At 63.1% G+C, this 22,735-nt stretch carries 28 protein-coding genes; 12 read left to right on the top strand and 16 right to left on the bottom strand.

What is annotated here, in order from left to right:
• Window positions 1–6: 6 nt before the first annotated feature.
• From NKF26_RS10050 to NKF26_RS10035, 4 genes are all read right to left on the bottom strand, one after another.
• Window positions 7–252 carry a hypothetical protein gene (locus tag NKF26_RS10050; protein ID WP_253228287.1) on the bottom strand — a complete coding sequence of 82 codons (246 nt, stop codon included), beginning with the start codon at window positions 250–252 and terminating at the stop codon, window positions 7–9.
• Window positions 249–890 carry a YkgJ family cysteine cluster protein gene (locus NKF26_RS10045; protein ID WP_253228288.1) on the bottom strand — a complete coding sequence of 214 codons (642 nt, stop codon included), beginning with the start codon at window positions 888–890 and terminating at the stop codon, window positions 249–251. Before NKF26_RS10045 ends, NKF26_RS10050 begins: the two co-directional genes overlap by 4 nt.
• A gap of 49 nt (window positions 891–939) precedes the next feature.
• Complete coding sequence (locus NKF26_RS10040; RefSeq protein ID WP_253234252.1) at window positions 940–1,689, bottom strand: MBL fold metallo-hydrolase; 750 nt, start codon at window positions 1,687–1,689, stop codon at window positions 940–942.
• Between the two features lie 105 nt (window positions 1,690–1,794).
• Entirely contained in the window at window positions 1,795–2,046 is a 252-nt protein-coding gene (locus tag NKF26_RS10035; protein WP_066143541.1) for a helix-turn-helix domain-containing protein, read from the bottom strand.
• Between the two features lie 146 nt (window positions 2,047–2,192).
• On the opposite strand from NKF26_RS10035, the gene NKF26_RS10030 reads away from it, so the two are divergent.
• On the top strand, window positions 2,193–2,591 hold the full coding sequence (locus tag NKF26_RS10030) for a PPOX class F420-dependent oxidoreductase (protein WP_253228290.1): 399 nt from the start codon (window positions 2,193–2,195) through the stop codon (window positions 2,589–2,591).
• Between the two features lie 18 nt (window positions 2,592–2,609).
• On the opposite strand, the gene NKF26_RS10025 is transcribed toward NKF26_RS10030, so the two are convergent.
• Complete coding sequence (locus NKF26_RS10025; RefSeq protein ID WP_253228291.1) at window positions 2,610–2,768, bottom strand: hypothetical protein; 159 nt, start codon at window positions 2,766–2,768, stop codon at window positions 2,610–2,612.
• A 166-nt stretch (window positions 2,769–2,934) separates the two neighbouring features.
• On the opposite strand from NKF26_RS10025, the gene NKF26_RS10020 reads away from it, so the two are divergent.
• Together NKF26_RS10020 and NKF26_RS10015 are read left to right on the top strand one after the other, a co-directional pair.
• The gene (locus NKF26_RS10020) at window positions 2,935–3,642 is read left to right on the top strand and encodes a methyltransferase domain-containing protein (protein ID WP_253228292.1); all 708 of its coding nucleotides are present in this window, start codon (window positions 2,935–2,937) and stop codon (window positions 3,640–3,642) included.
• 83 nt (window positions 3,643–3,725) lie between these two features.
• Entirely contained in the window at window positions 3,726–4,649 is a 924-nt protein-coding gene (locus NKF26_RS10015; protein ID WP_253228293.1) for a glycosyltransferase family 2 protein, read from the top strand.
• A 58-nt stretch (window positions 4,650–4,707) separates the two neighbouring features.
• Here NKF26_RS10015 and NKF26_RS10010 read toward each other — a convergent pair whose 3' ends face one another.
• On the bottom strand, window positions 4,708–5,529 hold the full coding sequence (locus NKF26_RS10010) for an amidohydrolase family protein (protein ID WP_253228294.1): 822 nt from the start codon (window positions 5,527–5,529) through the stop codon (window positions 4,708–4,710).
• Between the two features lie 147 nt (window positions 5,530–5,676).
• Here NKF26_RS10010 and thsA point away from each other — a divergent pair, with 147 nt between their 5' ends.
• From thsA to NKF26_RS09995, 3 genes are all read left to right on the top strand, one after another.
• Window positions 5,677–7,239: a thermosome subunit alpha gene (gene thsA, locus NKF26_RS10005; protein ID WP_253228303.1), complete on the top strand. Its 1,563-nt coding sequence runs from the start codon at window positions 5,677–5,679 to the stop codon at window positions 7,237–7,239.
• Window positions 7,240–7,388: 149 nt separating this feature from the next.
• On the top strand, window positions 7,389–7,652 hold the full coding sequence (locus NKF26_RS10000; protein ID WP_253228295.1) for a hypothetical protein: 264 nt from the start codon (window positions 7,389–7,391) through the stop codon (window positions 7,650–7,652).
• Between the two features lie 40 nt (window positions 7,653–7,692).
• Window positions 7,693–7,962, top strand: coding sequence for a hypothetical protein (locus NKF26_RS09995; RefSeq protein WP_253228296.1), 270 nt, complete (start codon window positions 7,693–7,695; stop codon window positions 7,960–7,962).
• A gap of 79 nt (window positions 7,963–8,041) precedes the next feature.
• Here NKF26_RS09995 and NKF26_RS09990 read toward each other — a convergent pair whose 3' ends face one another.
• Window positions 8,042–9,016: a transcription initiation factor IIB family protein gene (locus NKF26_RS09990; RefSeq protein ID WP_253234251.1), complete on the bottom strand. Its 975-nt coding sequence runs from the start codon at window positions 9,014–9,016 to the stop codon at window positions 8,042–8,044.
• Window positions 9,017–9,282: 266 nt separating this feature from the next.
• Here NKF26_RS09990 and gatC point away from each other — a divergent pair, with 266 nt between their 5' ends.
• From gatC to NKF26_RS09970, 4 genes are all read left to right on the top strand, one after another.
• On the top strand, window positions 9,283–9,561 hold the full coding sequence (gene gatC, locus NKF26_RS09985; RefSeq protein WP_066143567.1) for an Asp-tRNA(Asn)/Glu-tRNA(Gln) amidotransferase subunit GatC: 279 nt from the start codon (window positions 9,283–9,285) through the stop codon (window positions 9,559–9,561).
• Window positions 9,558–10,823, top strand: coding sequence for an Asp-tRNA(Asn)/Glu-tRNA(Gln) amidotransferase subunit GatA (gene gatA / locus NKF26_RS09980; protein ID WP_253226404.1), 1,266 nt, complete (start codon window positions 9,558–9,560; stop codon window positions 10,821–10,823). The genes gatC and gatA overlap by 4 nt, the downstream gene beginning before the upstream one ends.
• 217 nt (window positions 10,824–11,040) lie before the next feature.
• On the top strand, window positions 11,041–11,358 hold the full coding sequence (locus NKF26_RS09975) for a cupin domain-containing protein (protein ID WP_253226405.1): 318 nt from the start codon (window positions 11,041–11,043) through the stop codon (window positions 11,356–11,358).
• Between the two features lie 86 nt (window positions 11,359–11,444).
• Complete coding sequence (locus NKF26_RS09970; RefSeq protein WP_253226406.1) at window positions 11,445–12,110, top strand: bacterio-opsin activator domain-containing protein; 666 nt, start codon at window positions 11,445–11,447, stop codon at window positions 12,108–12,110.
• 6 nt (window positions 12,111–12,116) lie between these two features.
• Here NKF26_RS09970 and NKF26_RS09965 read toward each other — a convergent pair whose 3' ends face one another.
• Together NKF26_RS09965 and NKF26_RS09960 are read right to left on the bottom strand one after the other, a co-directional pair.
• Window positions 12,117–12,467, bottom strand: coding sequence for a MarR family transcriptional regulator (locus NKF26_RS09965; RefSeq protein ID WP_253226407.1), 351 nt, complete (start codon window positions 12,465–12,467; stop codon window positions 12,117–12,119).
• Between the two features lie 25 nt (window positions 12,468–12,492).
• Entirely contained in the window at window positions 12,493–13,194 is a 702-nt protein-coding gene (locus NKF26_RS09960; RefSeq protein WP_253226408.1) for an NRDE family protein, read from the bottom strand.
• A gap of 91 nt (window positions 13,195–13,285) precedes the next feature.
• On the opposite strand from NKF26_RS09960, the gene NKF26_RS09955 reads away from it, so the two are divergent.
• Window positions 13,286–13,897 carry a CHRD domain-containing protein gene (locus NKF26_RS09955; RefSeq protein WP_253226409.1) on the top strand — a complete coding sequence of 204 codons (612 nt, stop codon included), beginning with the start codon at window positions 13,286–13,288 and terminating at the stop codon, window positions 13,895–13,897.
• Window positions 13,898–13,906: 9 nt separating this feature from the next.
• Here the strand turns inward: NKF26_RS09955 and menE are convergent, their stop codons facing one another.
• The 7 genes from menE to cyoE all read right to left on the bottom strand — a co-directional run bounded on the left by menE (window position 13,907) and on the right by cyoE (window position 21,768).
• Entirely contained in the window at window positions 13,907–15,475 is a 1,569-nt protein-coding gene (gene menE / locus NKF26_RS09950; RefSeq protein WP_369682131.1) for an o-succinylbenzoate--CoA ligase, read from the bottom strand.
• 26 nt (window positions 15,476–15,501) lie between these two features.
• A complete protein-coding gene (locus tag NKF26_RS09945; RefSeq protein ID WP_253234250.1) occupies window positions 15,502–16,524 on the bottom strand; it encodes a mandelate racemase/muconate lactonizing enzyme family protein in 1,023 nt (340 codons plus the stop codon).
• Window positions 16,521–17,462, bottom strand: a complete 942-nt coding sequence (locus tag NKF26_RS09940; RefSeq protein ID WP_253226411.1) for a 1,4-dihydroxy-2-naphthoate polyprenyltransferase — start codon at window positions 17,460–17,462, stop codon at window positions 16,521–16,523. The genes NKF26_RS09945 and NKF26_RS09940 overlap by 4 nt, the downstream gene beginning before the upstream one ends.
• Window positions 17,463–17,764: 302 nt before the next feature.
• Window positions 17,765–18,526: an ABC transporter permease gene (locus NKF26_RS09935; RefSeq protein ID WP_253226412.1), complete on the bottom strand. Its 762-nt coding sequence runs from the start codon at window positions 18,524–18,526 to the stop codon at window positions 17,765–17,767.
• On the bottom strand, window positions 18,523–19,461 hold the full coding sequence (locus NKF26_RS09930) for an ABC transporter ATP-binding protein (RefSeq protein ID WP_253226413.1): 939 nt from the start codon (window positions 19,459–19,461) through the stop codon (window positions 18,523–18,525). The genes NKF26_RS09935 and NKF26_RS09930 overlap by 4 nt, the downstream gene beginning before the upstream one ends.
• 241 nt (window positions 19,462–19,702) lie before the next feature.
• Complete coding sequence (locus NKF26_RS09925; RefSeq protein WP_253226414.1) at window positions 19,703–20,386, bottom strand: hypothetical protein; 684 nt, start codon at window positions 20,384–20,386, stop codon at window positions 19,703–19,705.
• Window positions 20,383–21,768 (bottom strand): heme o synthase, encoded by a 1,386-nt coding sequence (gene cyoE / locus NKF26_RS09920; RefSeq protein WP_253226792.1) that lies wholly within the window; start codon window positions 21,766–21,768, stop codon window positions 20,383–20,385. The genes NKF26_RS09925 and cyoE overlap by 4 nt, the downstream gene beginning before the upstream one ends.
• A gap of 108 nt (window positions 21,769–21,876) precedes the next feature.
• Between cyoE and coxB the strand changes: the two genes are divergently transcribed.
• Window positions 21,877–22,713 (top strand): cytochrome c oxidase subunit II, encoded by an 837-nt coding sequence (gene coxB / locus NKF26_RS09915; RefSeq protein WP_253226415.1) that lies wholly within the window; start codon window positions 21,877–21,879, stop codon window positions 22,711–22,713.
• Window positions 22,714–22,735: the final 22 nt, after the last annotated feature.

The raw sequence follows: 22,735 nt of genomic DNA, 5'->3' as shown, positions 1-22,735 counted from the left end.
AAAGAATTATCGAACGCCACCGTTTGCTGCCGTTAGAAGCCGAAATCCACACGATTGGCGCGGGTTTGGGCCTACTTTCGTGAAAACGTCCGAACCAGTAGCTTGCATCATCTCCCTTCCGAAAAACCGGAGGTCCTTCGATAGAAGCGCCAGGGACAGGTAATCGTCCGGTTCGTTGATTTCGGCGGCCGTGTCACCGACCTCTCGCTCGTGGGCGGCGCTCGCGCCGTCCACTCGCCGTGAGAAGATCACTTGCCGTACGTCGTCCCGTCGGGGTTTTTCGCGCCTTCGGAGTCGTGGACAACGATCTCTCCGGGGGCGGGGTCCGCGGGTTCGTAGTTGTCGCGCACACCGATTGCCTCTTCGAGTTCGCGGATGGCACGGGTTTTGAGCGCCGCCGCGAGTTCCTCCGCGTGTTCCCTGTCGATGTCCCGGCCGAGACCTTCGCATTCGTGGGCGCGAACCATTCCCGATTCGTCCACGGGGTCGCCCATCGGTTGGCTCGTTCCGCCGAGCGCCACGCTGAAGGGGTACGTTTGACAGATGAGCGGGCGGTCGGGATGCACCGAACACGCGCCGATACCGTCCTCGTAGAATTGGCAGTCGCCGCAGTCATCGGTTTGAAGCGCCCATTCGAACGTCTCGCCGTCGCCGTCCGCCGTCAGCCCGAACGGCATGGGCCGGGCCACGTCCCGGAAGTCGTACTCCGTCGCCGCCTGTAGCTCGCGCACTTCGTCGGGGAAGACGGTGGCGGTGTGGGGGTCGTCCGCTTCGCTCGTACAGCAGGCACCACAGCGCGTACACTCGAATCCGATGTCCTCGATTGCATCGGCGAGGTCGGCCGTGTCGAGCGAGTTCGCTCGTTCCAATTCGGCTTCGAGAGTTTCCACGGGGAACGGTTCGTTTGTGGAATGAAAATCGTTGTGGGTGTCGGCCGACTCAGTTCGGCACCGCGCGTTCGCCATCCCACGCCACTTTCCCCTCGACCGCCAGCTTTTCCAGATGGGCGGCCACGGTTCGCTCCGCGAACTCCCGGACGCCGGAGATGTCCTTGTCGTAGGCCGCGTCCGTGACCTCCGAGAGCGTTCGGGCACCGCCACGGACCGCGTCGAGAACGCGTCCTTCACGGTGCAGTCGGTGGTCGATGAGTCGCCAAATCGTCGCTCGTGGTTCCTCGATGACCGGCCCGTGGCCCGGATACAGCGCCGCCGGATTCTTTGCGTACAGTCTCCGGAGCGACGTGAGGTAGGCACGAAGGTCTCCTTCCCCGGCCGCGACGACGACGCTTCCCTCCGCGACGGCGAGATCGCCCGAAATGATCCCCTCGTCGGTGGCGAACGCGACGTGGTCCGGGGCGTGACCCGGCGTTTCGATGACGGTCAGCGGGCCGACTTTCGTTCCTTCCCGAAACGTCCGGTCGGGGTCGGTTCCAGTCGCGTCAGCGAACTGTTCTTCATGTCCGTACCGTGCCCATACCGTCGCGTCACAAACTTCGGCGTAGTGGGCGACCCCACCGACGTGGTCGGGGTGGGTGTGGGTGAGAACGATATCGGTGATATTCGTCCCGTTCACGGCCCGGTCGAGTTCCTCGGTTCGCCCTGCCGGGTCGATGAGGACGCCACCGACGACGTATGCGTTCGTCGCCCCATGAGGTGCCAGCGTCTCGGTCGGCACGGGAATCGGGTTCATGCGAGGGAGGTAGGACGCGACCGGGAAAGGCTTCCCGTTCGTGGGCGTCGCTCGTCAGGAAGAAGAGGGCCGAATATCGGCGAGAAAACCCAGGGAAGCGTAGTTTTAGTTGTTGAGGAGGTAGACCTGCTTTCGCGCGTCGCGGAAACTGTGGCGCGAGACGATGAGATCCTGCTCTTCGAGACGGGTCAGGGCGTAGCGGACGGTTCGGTCCGGAAGCAGCGATTCCTCCGCGAGTTCGCCCTGCGTCAGCGGTTCTTCGGTTTCCAGTACCTTGGCGACGAGTTTGGCGCTGGGGGGTAGTTCACGGAGTCGTTCACGAAATTCACCTGCTGGTTCTGGTACAGTCGTGCTCATATATAGCATGCGACCGGGGCAAGATGGTAAACGTTGGCTATAGGTGTGTACATACAATATCGACACCTTAAACGTCATTATATCACATTTAAATGCCATGATAGGTTGGGGGGAAACTACACCGTTCTTCACGGCGTGAGATAGGTATGGAATCGATACCCGAGGAGTTTCGAGACCTGTTCGAGAGGAAAGCGTTCGCCAACTTCGCCACCGTCATGCCGGACGGAACGCCGCAGGTGACGCCCGTTTGGGTGGGATACGACGGCGATTACCTCCTCGTGAACACCGCGGAAGGCCGACAGAAGGAACGAAACGTCAGGCGGAATCCGAAGGTCGGACTCTCCATCCTCGATCCGGACGACCCGTACCGATTCGTTTCGGTTCGCGGCGAAGTCGAGGCGGTCACGGAGGACGGCGCGGTCGAACACGCCAACGAACTCACCAAGCGGTACATGGGCCAAGACGAGTATCCGAACCTCGGTCAGGAGGAGGGTGCCCGCGTCATCATCCGGATTCGTCCCGATCGAGTCGTAACCGGCGGATGATCGGCCCACCCACTCTACCTACCGCTGGCGGTCGGTCTTCGGCGGTCCGCTGTGACGGTTGTACTGGCCGAGGACACAGCCACAGTCCGGACAGTGGACGATGATCATGGTTTCGTATTCGTGGCGCACGAGGTCCGCCGCGGTGAAGTCGCCACCACAGTGATTACAGGTCGTCATCGGAAACCCCGAAGGAGGTACGCGACCGACGTCTAAAATCGTTCCTCTACGGGTGTTGTCAGGTCGTCCGCCACGGGAAACGGATCCCGTGAGTGTGAACCCCGCCCCGCTATCTACATCCAGTACCGTTTTATCCCTCGGGTGAGGTTGTTCGGACGAAGAAAGTGTGAAGGGACAGGAGTGGTATCAGGCTACGGAGGTGGCCGAGGAATACGAAGAGAAGCGATTCTCCCGTGGCGGCCGACTCATCGACCGCCGCGAGAAGCAAGCAGTTCTCGACGCTATCGGCCCGGTCGAGGGGAAGCGCGTCCTCGAAATAGCCTGCGGTACCGGCCGGTTTACCGTCATGCTCGCCGAACGGGGCGCGGACATCGTCGGACTCGACATCTCGGCGGCGATGCTCCAACAGGGGCGTCACAAAGCGCGGAACACGGGGGTCGCCGATCACCTGGAGTTCATGCGCGGCGACGCCGCCCGGCTCCCGTTCCCGGACGACCACTTCGACACCGTGTTCGCCATGCGGTTTTTCCATCTCGCGAACACGCCAGCCTCGTTCCTGAGCGAGATGTGCCGTGTCTCGAAGGATCAGGTCTTTTTCGACACGTTCGCCGGACCGAGCACCCGAAGTCTCTACAACTGGCTGTTGCCGATGGGTTCGCGGTTGTACTCGCTGGACGACGTGCAGAAACTCCTCGGGGAGACCGGCCTCTCGTTGGTCGACTCCGAGCACGATTGGATCCTGCCCTACGGTTTCTACCGTAAGATTCCCGACGCCATCGCGACGCGCATTCGGGACATGGACACCACAATCGGGGAAACGGCTATCGGGGACCACCTCGCGTCCGTTTCCTACTGGAACACGAGCGTCGAGTAGTCGGAAACTGGTCCGTTTTTCCCGCGAGAGTTGACAACGACGTGCCGAATTGCTTTTACGTACTCGGTATCTGAAAAGCGGATATGGACTTGTCCGTGGTCGTTCCGACGCTCAACGGTCGTGAACCGCTGAGCGACGCCCTCGACGCGGTCGCCCGATACGTCCCCGACGCCGAGGTCGTCGTGGTAAACGGTCCCTCCACGGACGGAACCACGGGAATGGTGTGCGAGCGCGACGACGTGAGCGCGCTCGTCGAGATTTCCGACCGAAACCTGAACGTCGCGCGCAACGCGGGCCTCGCCGAAGCCACCGGCGAAGTTATCGCGTTCCTCGGCCAGGAGGTCGCCGTCGAGGAGTCGTGGTACGACGGCATCCGGAACGCCCTCGCGGACGGCGCGGACGTGGTCACGGGTCCCGTCCATCGGATGGTTCGGGCGGGGATGACGACCGAGACGATCGAAACGCGAACGATAGCGGGCCGGGACGTGACCTACTTTTCGAGCGTTAACGTCGCGTTTACCCGTGACGGCATCGAGGCCGTGGATGGCTTCGACGAAACGCTCGAAACCGGCGGCGCGCGCGACTGTGCCCATCGCCTCGCGGGACTGGAACGCTCCATCACGTGGGCTCCGGAAGTGGCCGTGCGCCGCGAGGATTCCGACGAGAAGGGTGTCGAACGCGATTGGGCGACGAAATACCGCTCGCTCTCCTACCGCATGGTCAAAAACTACGGGCCACGACTGACCGTGTTCAGACGGACCATCCACGACGCCGTCCGCGACGCGCGAACGGCCGGAGGGAACGTCGCCTCCGGCGATACCCGTCCGTCCCTCTGGGCCAGTTGCGGCAAGGAAGTCGCCAAGGGAATCGCCAAGGGTTCCAAAGACGGCCTCGTCGCACGCTTCCGGGACCGAGACGATACGCGAAACCCGAACGGACTGTCCGACCGCGCCGACCGCGCCGTCGAACGCTACGATTGGCGCGAGGTTGAACCCGAGATGGAATAGCAGTTCGACGACGAGAAAGAACGAACGTCGGGACCTATTTTACCCCGTCGCCGAACGATCATTCGTCCGGCGCGAGCGCCTCGACGACGCGACAGGGATTGTTGGTGAACACTTTTCGCATGGCATCTTCGGGCACGTCGAGGGTGAGTATCTCCATGACGGCGACGTTCGGATGGGCGTGGGGGGCACCGCTGCCGAAGAGGACGCGGTCGGGGTGCTCCATGACGGCGCGTTCCATCTGCTCGCGGTAGCGGACGAAACTCGTGTCCAGATAACAGTCGTCGTGCGAGTCGAGCAGGTCGATGGCGTCCTCCATCAGATCACGGTTCAGCGGAAAGCCGCCGAAGTGCGAGAGAACCACGGGGAACGAGCGGTCGAGGAGTGTCGTTGCGGCGGTTTCCGGGGAGAATCCGTCGCCCGCGGTGACGAGGACTGGAAGGTTCACGTCTTCGAGTCGGTCGAGAACCTCGTCGTCCGGAAGGCCGTCGTGGGTCGGGTCGAGTTTGAACCCGTGGAACCGGTCGTCGTAGGCGTACTGCTCGACGTCTTCGGGGGAGGTGTGCCAGTCCTTCCGGTGCGTGCGGAAGTTTCGGAAGCGCGCCGTGGCGCTCCCGTCGGGGTCGCGGGGACCGTTGATCCTGGCGAACGCAAAAAACGGGCGTTCAACGCTTCGCCGAGCGACGGCGTTGTTCGCTCGGAGATAGCTCGAACCCTCCTGGACGGGACCGGGGAAGACGATGGCGTTCACGACACCCGCCTGGTGGAACTCGCGCTCCAACTTGTCGGGCGAGATGGCCCGACCGCGCGCCGTAACCGACTCCTCGACGGGGAGTCGGGCGTGAACGTCCACCACACGAAACCGGTGCTCCAGTTCTAGCATCTGAAAATTCCTCGATGGCAATCGGGTTTGTATCTATCGGTCGATGCGTGTAACCTGCTCTCGTTCGGCAAACCGAGTAAAAAGATTTATATAGAACATCAATCATTCGTTATACGTATGTCAGAATCAGGATTCGGACAGCGACGCATGGGCGGACGACCGATGTTCATCCTCAGCGAGGGCACGGAACGGACACAAGGTCGGGACGCTCAATCCTCCAACATCACGGCCGGGAAAGCGGTCAGCGAGGCCGTACGCACCACGCTCGGCCCGCGCGGAATGGACAAAATGCTCGTCTCCGACGACGGCGACGTCGTCATCACGAACGACGGGGTCACGATTCTCGACTCGATGGACATCGAGCACCCCGCCGCACAGATGATCGTCGAAGTCTCCCAGACACAGGAGGACGAAGTCGGCGACGGGACGACCACGGCGGCGGTCCTCGCCGGGGAACTCCTCGCGAAGGCCGAGAACCTCCTCGAACAGGACGTCCACGCCACGACCATCGTGGAGGGCTACGCCCGCGCTCGTGACATCGCCATCGAGGCCGTCGAGGACCTCTCGCTCGACGTCGACATCGACGACGACCTCCTGAAGCAGGTCGCCGAATCCAGCATGACCGGCAAGGGCACCGGTGACATCACGACCCAGCGACTCGCCGATGTCGTCGTGAACGCGGTCCGCGGCGTCGAAACCGACGACGGACTCGACCGCGACGAGATCCGCGTTCTGACGCAGGTCGGCGGCAGTTCCAGCGGGACGGAACTCGTCGAGGGAATCGTCGCCGACGCCGAACCCGCACACAAGAACATGCCGCGCTCGGTCGAGGACGCGACCATCCTCGCCACCGACGGCACCTTCGGCGTTCGCGAGACGGAACTCGACGCCGAGTACTCCGTCGACAACGTCGAGCAGCTCACCGCCGCGATGGACGCCGAGGACAACCAGCTCCGCGACCTCGCCGATTCCATCGCCGACGCCGGAGTCGACGTCGTCTTCTCGCACTCCTCCATCGACGACCGCACGGCCTCGTACCTCGCCGAGCACGGCATCCTCGCCTTCGAGGACGTCGACGACGACATGACGAGCGCCATCGCCCAGTCCACGGGCGGCAAGCGCACGGGTAAACCGGACGACATCGACGACGACGACCTCGGCCACGCCGACTCCATCCGCGTCGAGAAGTACGGCGACGAGGACCTCGTCTTCGTCGAAGGTGCCGACGAGGCACAGTCCGTCACCGTCTTCGTCCGCGGCGGAACGGAACACGTCGTCGACGAAGTCGAGCGCGCCATCGAGGACGCCCTCGACGTCGTCGCCAACGCCGTCGAAACCGAGAGCGTCGTCCCCGGTGCCGGTGCGACCGAGATCAACATCGCGGGCCGCGTCCGCGACGACGCCGCGGGGATCGAAGGCCGCCAGCAGCTCGCCGTCGAGGCGTTCGCCGACGCCATCGAAATGCTCCCGCGAACCCTCGCGGAGAACACCGGCATGGATCCCATCGACGCCCTCGTCGACCTCCGTGCGGCGAACGACGCCGAGGAAGGCCGCGCAGGCATCATCTCCTCCGGCGAGACCGGCGAAATCGCCGACCCCGTCGAGAAGGGCGTCATCGACCCCGCCGCCGTCAAGAGCGAAGCCGTCGAGAGCGCCACCGAATCCGCGACGATGATCGTCCGCATCGACGACGTCATCGCCGCCGAGTAAGCGATCATCGAATAAGCGACAGCTGACCCCTCGACTTTTCGTCTCCGTGAACGGATGAGAGTGCCCACAACCGCGCTTCGAACGGTTGTGGAAGCGCTTGACCGTTCGAAGTAGCAAGCCCTAACCCGACTGGGTGTCAATCTCCGTCGATGAGCGAGCGTACCCTTTCGAGCCGTCGCATCTTTCTCGTCACTGCCGTAACGATCGTTCTCGTCTCGGGTGGTATCGGACTCACGGTCGGCGCGACCGGTCAAAACCGACACAAGATACTGCGGTTGTTCGGCGTCTCGCTGTTCGAGATGAGTCCCACCTCGATGGCGCTGTTCGGCATGGCACTCACGGCGACGGTTCTCATCGTACTGTTCGCGCTGGTCTCGTACGTCTCGCAGTACGACACCGACCGCGTAACGTGAGAGGAAAAAGATTATTCCAGTCGGCCGACTTGCACCCGATATGGCAACCGAAACACGTTCGCGCTCGTCCTCAGACGGGGCGACCGGCGAACTGCTGGCCGTTGCGGCAACGATTCTGCTGGCGAGCGCTCCAGCCCTCTTCGCGCTCTACGTCATCTTCGACACGTTTTCACCGACGGGTCAGACGGCGTCGCTCTTCGACTACGCCACGACGACGATGAGCGGTGCTATCATCTTCGCCGTCCTCTGGTTCGGACTCGTCCTCTTCGCCTACTGGCCGTCGCTGGCCGAAGCGTGGAACGACCGATAATAACGTAGTCGGTAGCTGCGAATAACGTAGTCGGTAGCCGCGGTCGGCGGTCAGCCAAAAGTCGTCCTTTTTCGCCCGTTCAGGGTGCGATCGTTCCTTCCTCGGCGTCGAGTAGTTCGTGGTAGCGGTTTCGGATGGTGACTTCGCTGATGTTCGCGACGTCGCTGACCTCGCTCTGTGTCACCTTCTCGTTCGTCAAGAGTGCGGCGGCGTACACGGCGGCGGCCGCGAGGCCGACGGGTGATTTCCCGCTGTGGAGACCCTTCTTCGTCGCCGTGTCGAGCAACGAGCGGGCACGTCGTTCGGTCTCGTCCGAGAGATCGAGTTCGGACGCGAACCGTGGGACGTAGCTCTTCGGGTCGGCGGGTTCGATTTCGAGGCCGAGTTCGCGGGCGATATAGCGATACGTTCGGGCGATTTCGTCCTTCTCGACGCGTGAGACGGCCGTCAACTCGTCCAAACTGCGCGGGGTACGCGCCTGTCGAGCGGCGGCGTACAACGCGCCGGTCGCGACGCCTTCGATGGAACGGCCCGGCAGGAGGTCTTCGTCCAGCGCACGGCGGTAGATGACGCTCGCGGTCTCCCGAACGGTGTCCGGGAGGCCGAGCGAACTCGCCATCCGGTCGATTTCGCCGAGCGCTTGCTTGAGGTTGCGTTCCTTGCTGTCGCGGGTGCGGAAGCGCTCGTTCCACTTGCGGAGGCGCTGCATCTTCTCGCGCTGGCGGGAACCGAGCGAGTTGCCGTAGGCGTCCCGGTCGCGCCAGTCGATGTTGGTCGAGAGTCCCTTGTCGTGCATCATGTTCGTCGTCGGTGCGCCGACGCGGGATTTCTGCTCGCGCTCGCTCGCGTCGAAGGCGCGCCACTCCGGCCCGCGGTCCACGGCGTCTTCCTCGACGACGAGACCGCAATCGTCACACACCCGCTCACCGCGCTCCTCGTCGGTGACGAGCGGGCCACCACACTCGGGACATCGTTGTTGCTCGTCGGCTCGCGTTTTGGTTTGCTCACCGGTGGTTTCGGTTTCGTCGGTCGGTCGGGTACGTGTATCAGTCATGGCGTACTATCAGGAGAGGGAGAGGGTCGATGGTGCACTACGAGAGTGAGAGAATCGATAGACATATCTTATAGGACCTACACCGTCTTAACTCCAGTGGCAAAAACACCCATTTTCCCGGTGCGTAAACTGGTGTTTTATCGGATATGGCACGGGAAGAATGCAGTATTCGATTTTCTCGCACGACTCCGCTGATGGCCTTCTTTATCAGCCATTCGGCAGTGAGTATCGAAACCCTTACCGCTCGTCCGAGGGTTCATGAACACATGAGCGACACGCCTCCCGGACCGGACGAGGTTCGGTACGTCGCACGGTTGGCCCGCGTCGGGGTTTCCGACGAGGAAGCCGAGCGATTTGCCGAACAGTTCGCGGATATTCTGGGTTACTTCGAAACGCTGGACGAGGTACCCGAGGTCGAACGCGAGGACGACCTCGTCAACGTCATGCGCGAGGACGAGGTACGGACCAGCCTCGACCAGGCCGATGCGCTGGAAAACGCACCGGAGACCGAAGACGGCTACTTCAAAGGACCCAACGTCTCATGAGCGATATATTCATCACCGAGGAAACTATCGACGGTGCGGACGACGGCCCGCTCGCCGGAAAAACCGTCGCCGTCAAGGACAACATAAGTACGAAAGGAATCCGGACGACCTGCGGGTCGGCCATGCTGGAGGAGTACGTCCCGCCCTACGACGCGACCGTCGTCACGCGGTTGAAGGACGCCGGGGCTACCATCGTCGGCAAGGCCAACATGGACGAGTTCGGGATGGGAACCACGACCGAAACGTCGGCCTTCGGCCCGACGGAAAACCCGGTCGCGGAGGGTCACGTCGCAGGTGGTTCCTCCGGTGGAAGCGCGGCCGCCGTCGCGGCCGGTGAGGCCGACCTCTCGCTCGGGACGGACACGGGTGGCTCGATCCGTTGTCCCGCCGCGTTCTGTGGCGTGGTCGGCATCAAACCCACCTACGGACTCGTCTCGCGGTACGGACTCGTCGCCTACGCGAATAGCTTGGAGCAGGTCGGTCCAATCGCACCGACGGTCGAGGAGGCCGCTTCCCTGCTCGACGTCATCGCCGGGCCGGACGACCACGACGCGACGACCCGCGAGGAAGGCGCGGACGCCGACTACGCGAGCGCCGCGGACGGCGACGTGGACGGCCTCGACATCGGCGTCCCGACCGAACTCGTGGAGGGTGCGGACGAGGGCGTCGTTTCCCGCTTCTGGGACGCCATGGACGAACTCGAATCGCAGGGCGCGACGGTCCACGAAGTGTCCCTCCCGTCGATCGAACACGCCGTCGAAGCCTACTACGTCATCGCCATGTCCGAAGCCTCCTCGAACCTCGCCCGGTACGACGGGGTTCGGTACGGCGAGTCCGGCGGCTACGACGGCAACTGGAACGAAACCTTCGCCGAGACGCGCGAGGAGTCGTTCGGCGACGAGGTGAAACGACGCATCCTGCTCGGCACCTACGCCCTCTCGGCCGGGTATCACGACAAGTACTACAAGAAGGCACAGGACGCCCGCTCGTGGCTCAAGGGTGATTTCGACGACGCCTTCGAGGACGTGGACGTGCTCGCCAGTCCGACGATGCCGACGCCGCCGTTCGAACTCGGCGAGAGTCTGGACGACCCGCTCCAGATGTACCTCGCGGACGCGAACACCGTCCCCGTCAACCTCGCCAACCTTCCCGCGATCTCCGTCCCGGCGGGCGAAACCGACGGGCTTCCCGTCGGCGTACAGTTCATCGGGCCGAAGTTCGGCGAGAAGCGCGTCGTCCGGGTCGGAAGCGCGCTGGAGTAAACGAACCGTTTCGGGTTTTTTCGGGGGACAGTCACGCCGGTTCGGAAGACGATAATCGAGGAGAGATTTCGTTTATAAATCGGTTGATACGTGTCCAGTTTTACCGGGCCATCAGTTGTACCGCTATCGAACCACACTGTTTGACGGTAGAATAAAACGGATGATAAACTAGGAATCATATTATATTATAAACGACATATTATTCGATGCGATTCCGATGATAGTCAAAGCAGAAGACGCGGATACGAACGAATTTCAGGGCGTGCAGTTCGACGTGCTCGCGGTCGGCGACGAATCGATGGTGACGAAGATGCACTTCGAAGAGGGCAACGACGTTCCGCCGCACAGCCACGAAAGCGAACAGAGCGGATACGTGATGTCGGGGACGTATCGGCTCCACATCGGAGACGACGAGGAAACGATAGAGAGCGGAGACAGTTATTCGATACCGGGTGGCGTCGAGCACAGCTACGAGATAATCGATTCCGGGGAAATCATCGACGTCTTCTCGCCACCGCGAGAGAAGTATCTGTGAGGATGTAACGACAGTAGTCGAGGGTGGAACGGACGACGTGAAACCTCTGCCAACGCTTATTTCTTTCCGGCAGTTCGATTGTCCGTATGGTAGGTACCGTCGTCGAAGTCGAGATTCCAGCCGACGAATTTGCGCTCTGGGAAACGTTGATGGAGCACGAAAACATCGAATTCGAGATCGAGCGCGTCGTTGCACACGAGAGCAAAAGGGTGATGCCGTTCGTCTGGGCGAGCGGCGGGGAGGGAGACATGGAATCGATCTTGGAGGAGGACACGAGCGTCGAGAACCTGCAGTTGCTCGCGGACCTGGACGAAGAACAGTTGTACCAGATGGAGTGGACCGACCGCATCCAGACGCTCATTCACATCCTCGTGGACGAGGAGGCAACCGTCCTCTCCGCGTCCGGGAACAGCAACCACTGGCATCTCCGTATTCTCTTTCCGGACCGGGACGCGTTGTCGGACACCTACGACTACTGCCGTGAAAACGACCTCACGCTCGACATTCGGAACATCTACGAGTTAGAACAGGGTCGGAAGGGACGGTTCGGCCTCACCGACGAACAACAGGACACGCTCACGCTCGCGTTCGAACGTGGCTACTACGACATTCCACGGGAGGCGTCGGCCGAAAACCTCGCCGGCGACCTCGACGTGTCACACCAAGCCATCTCCGAGCGACTGCGGCGTGGTCACCGCAGCCTCGTGAAAAACACGCTCATAATCGGACGAAACGCCGACGAACCGCAGTAGAATCGATTATTCCTCGTACGCGAGGTTCATGATCCACTGCGAGAAGGCGTCACTCTCGGGATCGATCTCTTCCTCCCCGATGAACGGCGAGAGCATGTCGCCCGCCATCAACAGCGAGAAATCGAGGTCCTTCGCGGCGGGCGTGATGAAGTAGGTGTTGTGCCCTTCGTAGACGGTCTCCTGTCGCTGAACGAACCCCTGTCGCTCCAACGACTCCACGATTCGACTACCCTTGCGCGACGAGACATCGAGGTTTTTCCAGAAGTCGCTCTGATGGATGCCGCCCGTCTCGCGGACGAGTTCGAGGCCGTTGTACTCGTCCTCGGTGAGGTCCTCCTCGGACGTTGCCGTGCTCATGTTCAATACAGGGAGGGGCGGGCGTTTAAATGTGACCTTCCACGTTATCGTAGGGGGTTTCACAAGGGGGGCCGTCGGCGAACTCGTAACTCCCGGTACCGTCCTCGAACACGGTCACGATGGACGACGAGCGGGTTCCGTATCCGTCGCCGTGGACACAGACGCCGATGTCGTGATTTCGGAGGATGTCCTTCGCCGATGCTCGCCATTCGGGGAGCGACGGCGGGTCGTCCACGGTCACGTCGACGTGCGGCAGAATCCGTTCGGATTTCGAGGCGTTCGCGTCGAAGCCACGGTTGACGACGACGTGGACGCCGGGATCGAATCGCGTCGTTTCGAGCGTGCCGTCCCACTCCAGGAGGGTCGCCTCGTTAGCGTCCGCGAGCAGGAGGTTGAATCCGGCGTATCGGTGTTCGTCGAGTTCACCGGTGACGAACTCGCGGGCGGATGCGGCCGACTCGTGGGCCAGCGCGTCGCGTACCAGCAGGCCACGGGAGCGCTCGCCCTCCAGTTCGACCCAGCGGTTCGTCACGCCGACGAACAACCCCGAATCGTTGTACCCGATCCACGTGCCGCCCGCCTCCTCGTCCTGCGGGGCGACGACCGTCGGATCCCGGTCGAGCACCCTTGGCAGGCGGGAAGGCCGACCGAACGCTTCGTCACGGTTCGCGGCCGCGACGACGGGTGCGTCCTCGAAAACCTGCCACGCGACGATGAGTGTACACACGTGGAGAGGTTAGTCTCGATTCGATAAAAGGCTTCGTCGGCCCCGCCGTTTATGCGAATCCTCGTCGTGACTACCCTGGGGAGTTTCGAACATGACACACAGACGCGATGTACTGAAGACCGGCGCGACGCTGGGGGTCGGGATGGGAGCGCTCGGAACCGGCGTCGGGTCCGCACAGATGAGCGGCAGTCCGTCGTTCAGCACGGGCGAGATAACGGGCGAAAATCAACCGAAGAACGTCAAAACGGACGCCAACGGGGTAGCAATGTTCACCCAGGCCGGGGAGAACGTCCGGTACGTCCTGCTCGTCTCCAAACTGGAGGACGTCACGGAAGCACACATCCACATGGGCCGGAAGGGACAGAGCGGGGCCGTCGTCGTCTGGCTGTATCCGAGTCCGAAAGCGACCAACGGACAGCAGTTCTCCGGCGAGTTCAACGGCGTGCTCGCGTCGGGAACGTTCGATTCGAGCGACCTCGTTGGGCCACTGAAGAACGAACCGCTAACACAGCTAGCGAGCGTCATCGAGACCGGGGAGGCGTACGTCAACGTCCACACGAAGCAGTATCCCGAGGGGGAAATTCGGGGTCAGATTTCGCCAGTTTCGAACGCCGAAGCGAAATTCAAGGAAAACCTCGACGTGAGCACGGGCAACGGGTTGGGAATCCAGCGCTCCGTGAGTCTGCAGATACAACAATCGTAAAATCGCCGATCACCGGAACCGCTCGCGAACCGCCTCGCGGTCGATGGTTCCGGAGGTCGTCCTGGGGAGTTCGACGGCGGTGTCGAGAAGCCGCGGGTGTTTGTACCCGGCGAGGCGACCATCGCAGAACTCGCGCACCGAGTCCAGCGTCACGGACGTCTCGGCGGCGGGCACGACCAGCGCCGCGATTCGCTCGCCCCACTCGTCATCCTCGACGCCGACGACCGCGACTTCCGACACGTCGGGGTGGTCGCGGAGTACGTCCACGACTTCGCCGGGATGGACGTTCTCGCCGCCGGTGACGATGCGGTCGGCGCGGCGGTTCAACACCCAGAGACGGCCACCCTCGTCGCGGTAGCCGACATCACCCGTCCGAAGGCCGTGCTCGCCGAACGCCTCGTCAGTCGCGTCGGGATTGCCGTAGTAGCCAGCCATCACGGTCGGTCCGGAGACGACGAGTTCGCCGGGTTCCCCGGTCGGTGCGAGCGTCCCGTCGTCGCGGACGACGGAGACGTCCGTGAACACGAGTGGTCGACCGACCGTTCCGAGGTGTGAAACCGCTTCGTCGGGGGTCGCGGTGGCGATCTGTGAGGCGGTTTCGGTCATGCCGTAGGTCGGACAGACCGGCACGTCGCGCTCCGAACACTCCGCGATGAGGTCGTCGCGGGCGGGTGCCCCGCCGAGGAGGACGAAACGAAGCGAGTCCGAGAGGTTTCCCTCGTCCAGCAACCGCCGGAGCATCGTCGGAACGAGCGAAACCCCGGTCGCCCTGTACGTCCGGAGGAACGAACGGGTGTCCTCGGCGTCGAAGCCTTCCTGCACGACGACCGTCGTTCCGTACAGCGCGGAGCGCAGGAGCGGTGCGAGGCCGCCCATGTGGTACGTCGAGAGACAGAGGTGCCAGCGGTCGCCCGGGAGGACGCCGAGGCGGAACGCCGAGGCGGTCGCGCTGGCGTACAGGTTACCCATCGTGAGCGTGACGGCTTCCGGGTTGCCGGTGGTCCCCGACGTGAACAGGAGGACCTGCGGGTCCGCACGCGACCACTCCGCACGTTCGAACTCCGCCCCCTCACACGCCGAAAGCGTGGTGTCCGTCGATACATCGACGGACACCACGGGGACGTTTCGAGTGTTTTCACCATCCATCCCCTCCGCAGCGATTTCGTGAGCCACCGTTTCGGTGTCGGCCTCGCAGACGAGGACTGATAGATCCGTCACCGCGACCTGTCGGCGGAGTTCCGGGGTGGCCAGACGGACGTTCAGTCCGACGAGCACACAGCCCAACCGCATCGCGGCGTGGACGAGCAGCACGCCCTCCATCCGGGTCTCCATCAGCATGCCGAGGTGATCCCCTTTCCCGAGTCCCAATCCGGCCAGCTTTTCGGCAATCCGCTCGACCGCCGAATCGAGTTCCGCGTACGTCCACTCGGTGCCGTCCGCCGCTTCGACGATGGCGGTTCGGTCGGGCGACACGTCCGCCCGATGCGAGAGCCAATCGTTCATCGGCGGTTCGTTCATCGGTCGCTCGTTTACTCCCCGTTCGTTCATCCCTCGCTCGTTCGCTTCTCGCTTGTTCATTCCTCGGTCGTTTACTCCTCGTTCGTTCATGACTCACCCCACGTATCCGCCACGCCGTTTCCGGGTTCCTGCGGAACGCTGACCGACCCGTCCACGAGTCGCGTCCGGTCGGGACCCAGATCCCGACCCAGCAGCGTCCCGGTCGCCACCCCGCAGGCGAGACGGTCGGGAATCGCGGCCGCCGCGTGAATCGCCGCCGTCCGGGCGACGACGCCGTCGATGGTGGTCGTGACGACCGGCGTGACGCCCTCCTCTCGGGCGCGTTTCGCTACCTCCACGACCCGGTCCGGCCCGCCGATCACCATCGGTTTGCAGATCAACACGTCGGCGGCACCCGCGTCGAGGACCGCCTCGGCCGACATTTCTGCGATGGACTCGTCCACGGCGACGCCGACCGACCGGCCGCGCAGGTCGGCGAGACCGTCGATGTCGTCGGCCGGAAGCGGTTGTTCGACGTAGGCGATTCGAAGCGAGTCGAACTTGTGAAACGCTTCGCGTGCCTCCGCGCGTGACCACCCGCCGTTCGCATCGACGCGGAGTTCGACGTCCGATCCGACCGCATCCCGAACCGCCCGGAGGCGGGACACGTCGTCCGTAAGCGAACGTGCGCCGACTTTCACCTTCACGGACTCGAACCCGGAATCGACCGCGTCCGTCACCGCCGCCACGGTCTCGGTACGCGAGCAGTCGCCGACGGTGGCGTTGGCCGGAACCGACTCGACGTGGTCCGGCCCGCCGAGAAACCGATACAGCGGTTGGTCCTCCCGCTTCGCCCACAGGTCCGCCAGCGCGAGCGCGAAGCCGTGTCTGGCCGCCGGTGTCGATTCAAGGGACGACAGTGCGCTCTCGGGGTCATCGACGTGCGCGATGGCCGCGCGACACGCCGGAAGGGATTCGGTCCACCCCGGAAGGGGCGTCGCCTCGCCGATGCCGACGTAGTCGCCGTCATCGATGCGGATGAGGATGCCTTTTCGGTGCTCGATGGGGCCGTGTGCCGTGTCGAGCGGCGACTCCAGCGGAAGCGAGAACTCGTGCGTTTCGACGATCATACCGTCATACCGATGGCGAAACAGACCGCGTGGGCGGCCAGCAGTTTTCCGGTCTGTTCGAGCGCGGGATTGAGTGCCTCGCCCGACGTCTTCGTGAGCATCGTCCGGGTGATCATCGCGGCGTACGGAACCGTGATGAGCGGCAGGAGGACGGCGAGACCGAACGCCGACGTGGTCGCGAAGTAGATGGGGACGAGGTAGGAAAGGGCGAGCATACCGATGAACTCGCCGCGACTCGCACGGTAGCCGATGAGCACCGCCAGCGTCTTTTTGCCCGCTTTCCTGTCGTTCTCCAAATCACGGACGTTGTTGACGACGAGGATGTTCGTCGAGATGGCCGCGACCGGGAGGCTCGCCAGGAACGCGGTCATCGTGACGGTTCCCCCCGGAATTCCGAGCGGGAACGGCGTGGCGACGAGGCTCGCGGCCTGCACGTAGAACGTCCCCATCACGGCGATGACGCCGAAGAAGACGAAGACGAACAGGTCGCCCAGTCCGTGTGAGCCGAGCGGAAACGGCCCGCCAGCGTAGGCGATGCCGCTGATGACGCTCGCGAGGCCGATGACGAGGATCGGTAATCCCCCGACATAGACGAGGTAGACCCCGACGACGATGGCGAGCAGGAAGGTGCCGTACATCGCCCGTTTGACCTCGTTCGGCGCGATGAGCCCCGACTGTGTCACGCGAGTGAATCCCGTCCGTTCGTCGGTATCGACGCCCTTCACGGCGTCGTAGTAGTCGTTGGCGAAGTTCGTCCCGATCTGGATCAGCGCCGCGCCGATGAAAGCCGCGAGCGCCGGAAGCGGCGCGAACTGCTTCTCGTGAAGCGCGAGCCCGATGCCCACGATGACGGGCGCGGCGGCCGCCGGAAGGGTGTGTGGCCGCGCCGCCATCAGCCACGCCTGCTTCCGAGAGACGTCTGTGGCCGTATCGTTCATTATCGAGATAGTTCCGGCGAGAGGTGTATAGCATCTACGGTTTCACAGGACCCTTACCGGATTTTCTCTCCGGAGAAACGGATTCGACGGCGTGACTGGGGGATTTCGTTTAAGTGCTTCTCGTCACAAGGTGGAGATATGGACGGAAGACGGCTCGTTCTGCAGGAGTAGATCGACTCGTTTCGAGTGACGACGCTCGTCACGAATTGGGGTTGATTGTAGTTCTCGTGTGATGTTTCGCGCCGATGAGAGGCTTCGAAAGCCCCTGTCCGGTCACGACGAACGTGGGGCGAGAGCGCCGATCAGTCCGTCTCCGGAATCGCGTAGGACCCGGCGAGGAAGAACAACACGGCGAGGGCGGCGAGGACGACCAAGTCACCGCCGACGGCCCCGTGGGAGTACGTCAGGGTTCGGACGCCGCGTGCGAAGTAGGTCAGCGGCGAGATGTTCATGATGGGACGGAACCACGACGGCAGGAGGTCCGGCGTGACGAACGTGTCCGAGAGGAACAACAACGGCAGGGCGATGGCGTTGCTGGCGGCGATGACGCCGTCCGAGGACCCGGCGTAACTCCCCAGCAGCGAACCGAGACCGCAGAACAGCGCGACCGCCAGCGCGATGAAGACCGCGACGGCGGGCAACGTGGCGAGGGAGACGCCCGTGCTCGTCACAAGGGTCATTAGCACGAGGATGATGACGCCCGCGAGGCCGATGATGACGACGTTGACGAGGGTGTGTGCGAGCAGCCATTCGGCTCTGGTGAGCGGCGTGGTCGCCAACTTCTCGAAGCGGTTCGACTCGCGGTGCCGGGAGACCGAACTCCCGACGCGCGAGAGGGGCGTGAACAGCACGACGACGGCGAGGTAGCCCGGCAGGTAGTACGCCGGGGGTTTCGAGAACAGGCCGCCCGAGCCACCCGAACCCGGATTCGTCTGCACCAGCACCGCGAAGATGAGGATGAGGATGACCGGGAAGAAGAACGTGAAGAACACGGCGGTGCGACGGCGGAGGAACGACCGCCACGCCGCACCGGCCTCCGACCGGACGCGACCGAACGACGTCATTGGTCACCTCCGACGATGGCGGCCTCACCGGCACGACGCGTGGTTTCCGGCCCGAGCGGTGCGCCTGTCAGTCTGAGGTACACGTCCTCCAAGTCCGGTTCGGTCCACGTCAGGGCCTCGTACTCGACACCGCGGCTGTTCAAGTCCGTGACGACCTCCCCGATGTCGGCGGGAGTGACGCCGTCGAACACCAGTCCGGATTCGGTCTCCTCGACGGTGTATCCCATCTCGACGGAGGACCGCGGGGTCGCGGTTTCCACGACGAGTCGGCTCTCGCCGCCGTACTCGCCGATGAGCGAGTCGGGCGTTCCGACGGCGACGATTTCGCCGTCCGCGAGGAGTCCGACCCGGTCGGCCAGTTGTTCCGCTTCGGCCATGTAGTGGGTCGTCAGAAAGACCGTCGTTCCGCCGTCCGCGAGGTCCTCGACGAGTCCCCAGAGCGCGCGGCGTCCGGCCGGGTCGATTCCGGTCGTTGGCTCGTCCAGAAAGAGGATGTCGGGGTCGTTGACCAGCGTCGCGGCCACACAGACCCGGCGTTGCTGTCCCCCGGAGAGGTTCTCGTACCACGTGTCACCCGTGTCGGTGAGACCGACGTCGGCGAGGGCATCGTCGGGGTCACGGGCACCGTCGTACAGGCCCGCGTAGTACGCGACGAGTTCGCGGGCCGAAAGCCGGGCCGGAGGGTCGAACGACTGCGGAAGCAGTCCCACCCGTGACTTGTCCACGTTACCGGGTGGTGCACCGAGGATGGAAACGCTCCCGCCGTCGGGAGTCATCGTCCCGGTCAATGACCGGATGAGTGTTGTCTTGCCCGCCCCGTTCGGCCCGATGAGCGCGAACACTTCGCCCGCGCCGACCGAGAGGGAGACACCGTTCAGTGCGACGGTGTCGCCGTATTCCTTCCGAACGTTCTCGGCGACGAGTGCGTCGGACATGCCCGGAACTTCTCGCCGTTGCTAAGTAAGGAGTTCGATTCGACCACCAAGCGGTCCGTCGACCGACATCACATCGAAAGCGGAACTGACTGAGCCAAGATAGTTTTGCCCGAATAATTATTCAGCATCGTCCACGTTCAGCCCATCAATCCGACCGATACCCGCTCCATCGACCTCCCCCAGTTCTCTCTCCATCGCCCGCCGCAGTCGCTCGATTCGTTTTTCGACGGCGGGTGGGATGCTATGAACTTTGTCGTCCCCACCGAATCGTCGGCCGCCAGTACAGCAACAGGACGGTGACGACGAACACGACCGTCGAGATGTCGTAGGAACCGGACGAAACCGTCGCGGCGAGTCCCGATCCCGCGCCAGCGACCCCCGTGATGAGCGACGCGACGATGGGCCACGAACAACTCACGCAGGAGAACAGACCGAGGAGCCCAGAAACCGCGGATCCCGCCGCGTCGAGGACGGTGGCGTAGACGAGATACGCGAGCGAGAGGTAGCCGATCAGTTTGAACGGCAGAATCTCGACGCGAAACACGCTGTTGTGATACAGCAGTGCGGGTCCCCATCCCGGCGGGAGCCACGAGATTCGAAACCCGTTCGCCAGCGAACCGGGGAGCGCACCGGTGCGGCCGAACAGGCCGCCGAAGTACGCGACGACGACGAAATACCCGATACCGATGGCGAGCGCGACCCACCGGTCGCGCTCGTTCGTTCGAACCGGGTTCGTCTTCCACACCGCGTACAGCCCGACGTTTATCCAGATGAAGGGGTAGAGCAGGTAACGGAAGCCATAGCCGTGGGACAGTCCCTTGACGGCGAGAAAGGCCAGCAGCGCGAACAACTCCGCGTTCAGCACGACCGCTCCCAACAGCAGCGATTCGTGGGACGGCCGATAGCGTGTGAATGCGGTGCTCATAGTACGAGTGAATCGACGACGATGGCGAGCAACAGCGCCCCGAGGTAGGCGTTCGACGCGTGGAACGAGCGGAACGCCGCCTTGTCGTCGCGTTCGCGGTGGAGTTGAACGACCGCGACCAGGAAGACCACCCCGAACACGATGGTCGTGAGCGCGTACAACCAACCGAGGGTCGTCACCGTGGCGAGGACCCCCGACGCGAGCAGCGTCGCACCCAACCACAGCAGGATGTGTTTTCGGGTTTCGGCCTCGCCGCGAACCACGGGCATCATCGGGAATCCACCGCGCGCATAGTCGTCCTTGTACGCCAGCGCGAGGTTGTAGAAGTGGGCGGGCGTCCACAGGAAGATGACGCCGGCCAGCACCAGCGCAGGCAGACCGACATCGTCGGAGACGGCGGCCCAGCCGATGAGCGCCGGAAGTGACCCGGCTAACCCGCCGATGACGGTGTTCTGCACCGTGTTCGGCTTCAGGATGAGCGTGTAGATCACGCTGTAGAACACGATGGCGAACAGGCCGAAGATGGCGACGAGCAGGTTCACCGAGAGGAAGACGGCCAGTGACGCGGCGGCCAGTAGGAAGCCGAAGGCGATGGCGTTCCGAAGCGGAATCTGTGCCGTCGCGGCGGGACGGTCAGCGGTGCGGTTCATCCGCTTGTCCACGTCGCGTTCGAGGACGTGGTTGAACGTCCCGCTCGCGCCGATGGAGAGGACACCACCGGTGAGCGTGGCGACGATGGTACTCACCTGCAACGTATCGGATCCGGCCGCGAGCGCCATCCCCGCCGAGGCGACGAGACAGAGCAACCACATCAAACGCGGTTTCATCAGGCGGAAGTAGGCGTACGCGGTCGCCGTGATGCCGACGAGGTCGCCGGTTTCGGTCGGTTCGTCGATGGGTTCCGGGTCGGTGAACGTCATACCGACCGCCCCGTCCGACTCTTCGGGTTCGAGCGTCCACGCGAGCGCGAGGACGACACCGGTGAAGATCGCCATGCCGACGACGAGGTGGATGTCGGCGAACGAGGTCGTCGTCGCGGAGGTGGCCGCATACGCGCCGAGGACGACCTGTATCGGGTAGAGTATCGCGGCGAATCCGATTCCCGCTTTCACGCGCGGTCTGGAGTTACGACGGAACGCCAGCACGGTCGTGGCGAACAACAGCAGGCCGACGACGAGCGCGACCACGCGATGGGTCCACGCGATGATGAGTTTCGGATCGTGGAACGGAACGATCCAATGGCCGTTGCAGGCGGGCCACGTCGGGCACGCGGAGACGGCGTTGACGAGCGAGGTCGTCGCACCGACGACGACCAGGAGATAGACGCCGACAACGGTCGCTGTCAGTGCACGTTCGAACCGTCCGGATGAGGAATCCTGCAATGGCACCGTTGTCTGACGAATTGTATCCCCGCGTACTTAGACCATCCGACTTTCGACGGCAGTGAAGTCAGCACATATTTATGGATCACTTCCGAAGGCTAGGCCAATATGGATTCCAAGCGGATGGGACTCATCGCGGCCCTCGGCGCGATGTTCCTCGCGGTCGCTGTCGACCCTGTAGCGGCCTACAATTCGACGACAGACTCCCTGATTCGGACGCTCAACAGCCAGTTGTTGTACGCGGCGATCCCCATCTCGATCCTCGTCGAGGGGATTCTCTTCTACACCGTCTGGAAGTTCCGCAACAACGACGACCCGAAACCGACGAAGGAGAACCGACGGCTCGAAATCACGTGGACGGTCGCAACCGCAATCGTCCTCCTCTTCGTCGGTGTCGCATCCTACGGTGTCATGGCGAACCAGTACGTCACGGTGACGCCGAAGGACACGATGAACAAGGAACCGAACGCGGTCACCGTCGACGTCATCGGTCAGCGTTACTTCTGGACCTACAACTACCCCGAGCACAACATCACGGGGTCGACGGACCTCTACATCCCGAAGGACAGACCGGTGTACTTCAACGTCACGTCGACCGACTGGATACACTCGTTCCACGTTCCCAAACTCGGATTGAAACAGGACGCGATACCGGGCGAGAACAACACCATCAAGACGAAAGTCACGAAGGAAGGCACGTATCAGGTGTACTGTGCTGAGTACTGTGGCTCCGGTCACTCGGTCATGCTGAGCAAGGTGCACGTCGTCTCGAACGCCAAGTACGAAAAGTGGCTGAAACAGCAGGAGAAGAAGAACTCCGGCGGAAGTTCGAGCGGCAACGGCGGGAACAACAGTTCGAGCAGCGGCGGTAACAACAGTACTGCGGGTGGCAACAACAGTTCGAGCGGTAACAGTACTGCAGGCGGCAACAACTCGTCGGCGTAATACCGATTTTTTCCGTTTCGAT

The sequence above is a fragment of the Haladaptatus sp. AB618 genome, from assembly GCF_024136965.1.
In the GTDB taxonomy this organism is placed as follows: domain Archaea; phylum Halobacteriota; class Halobacteria; order Halobacteriales; family Haladaptataceae; genus Haladaptatus.
Note: the sequence above shows the minus strand (reverse complement) of the source record. Positions and strands in the feature narration are given on the sequence as shown.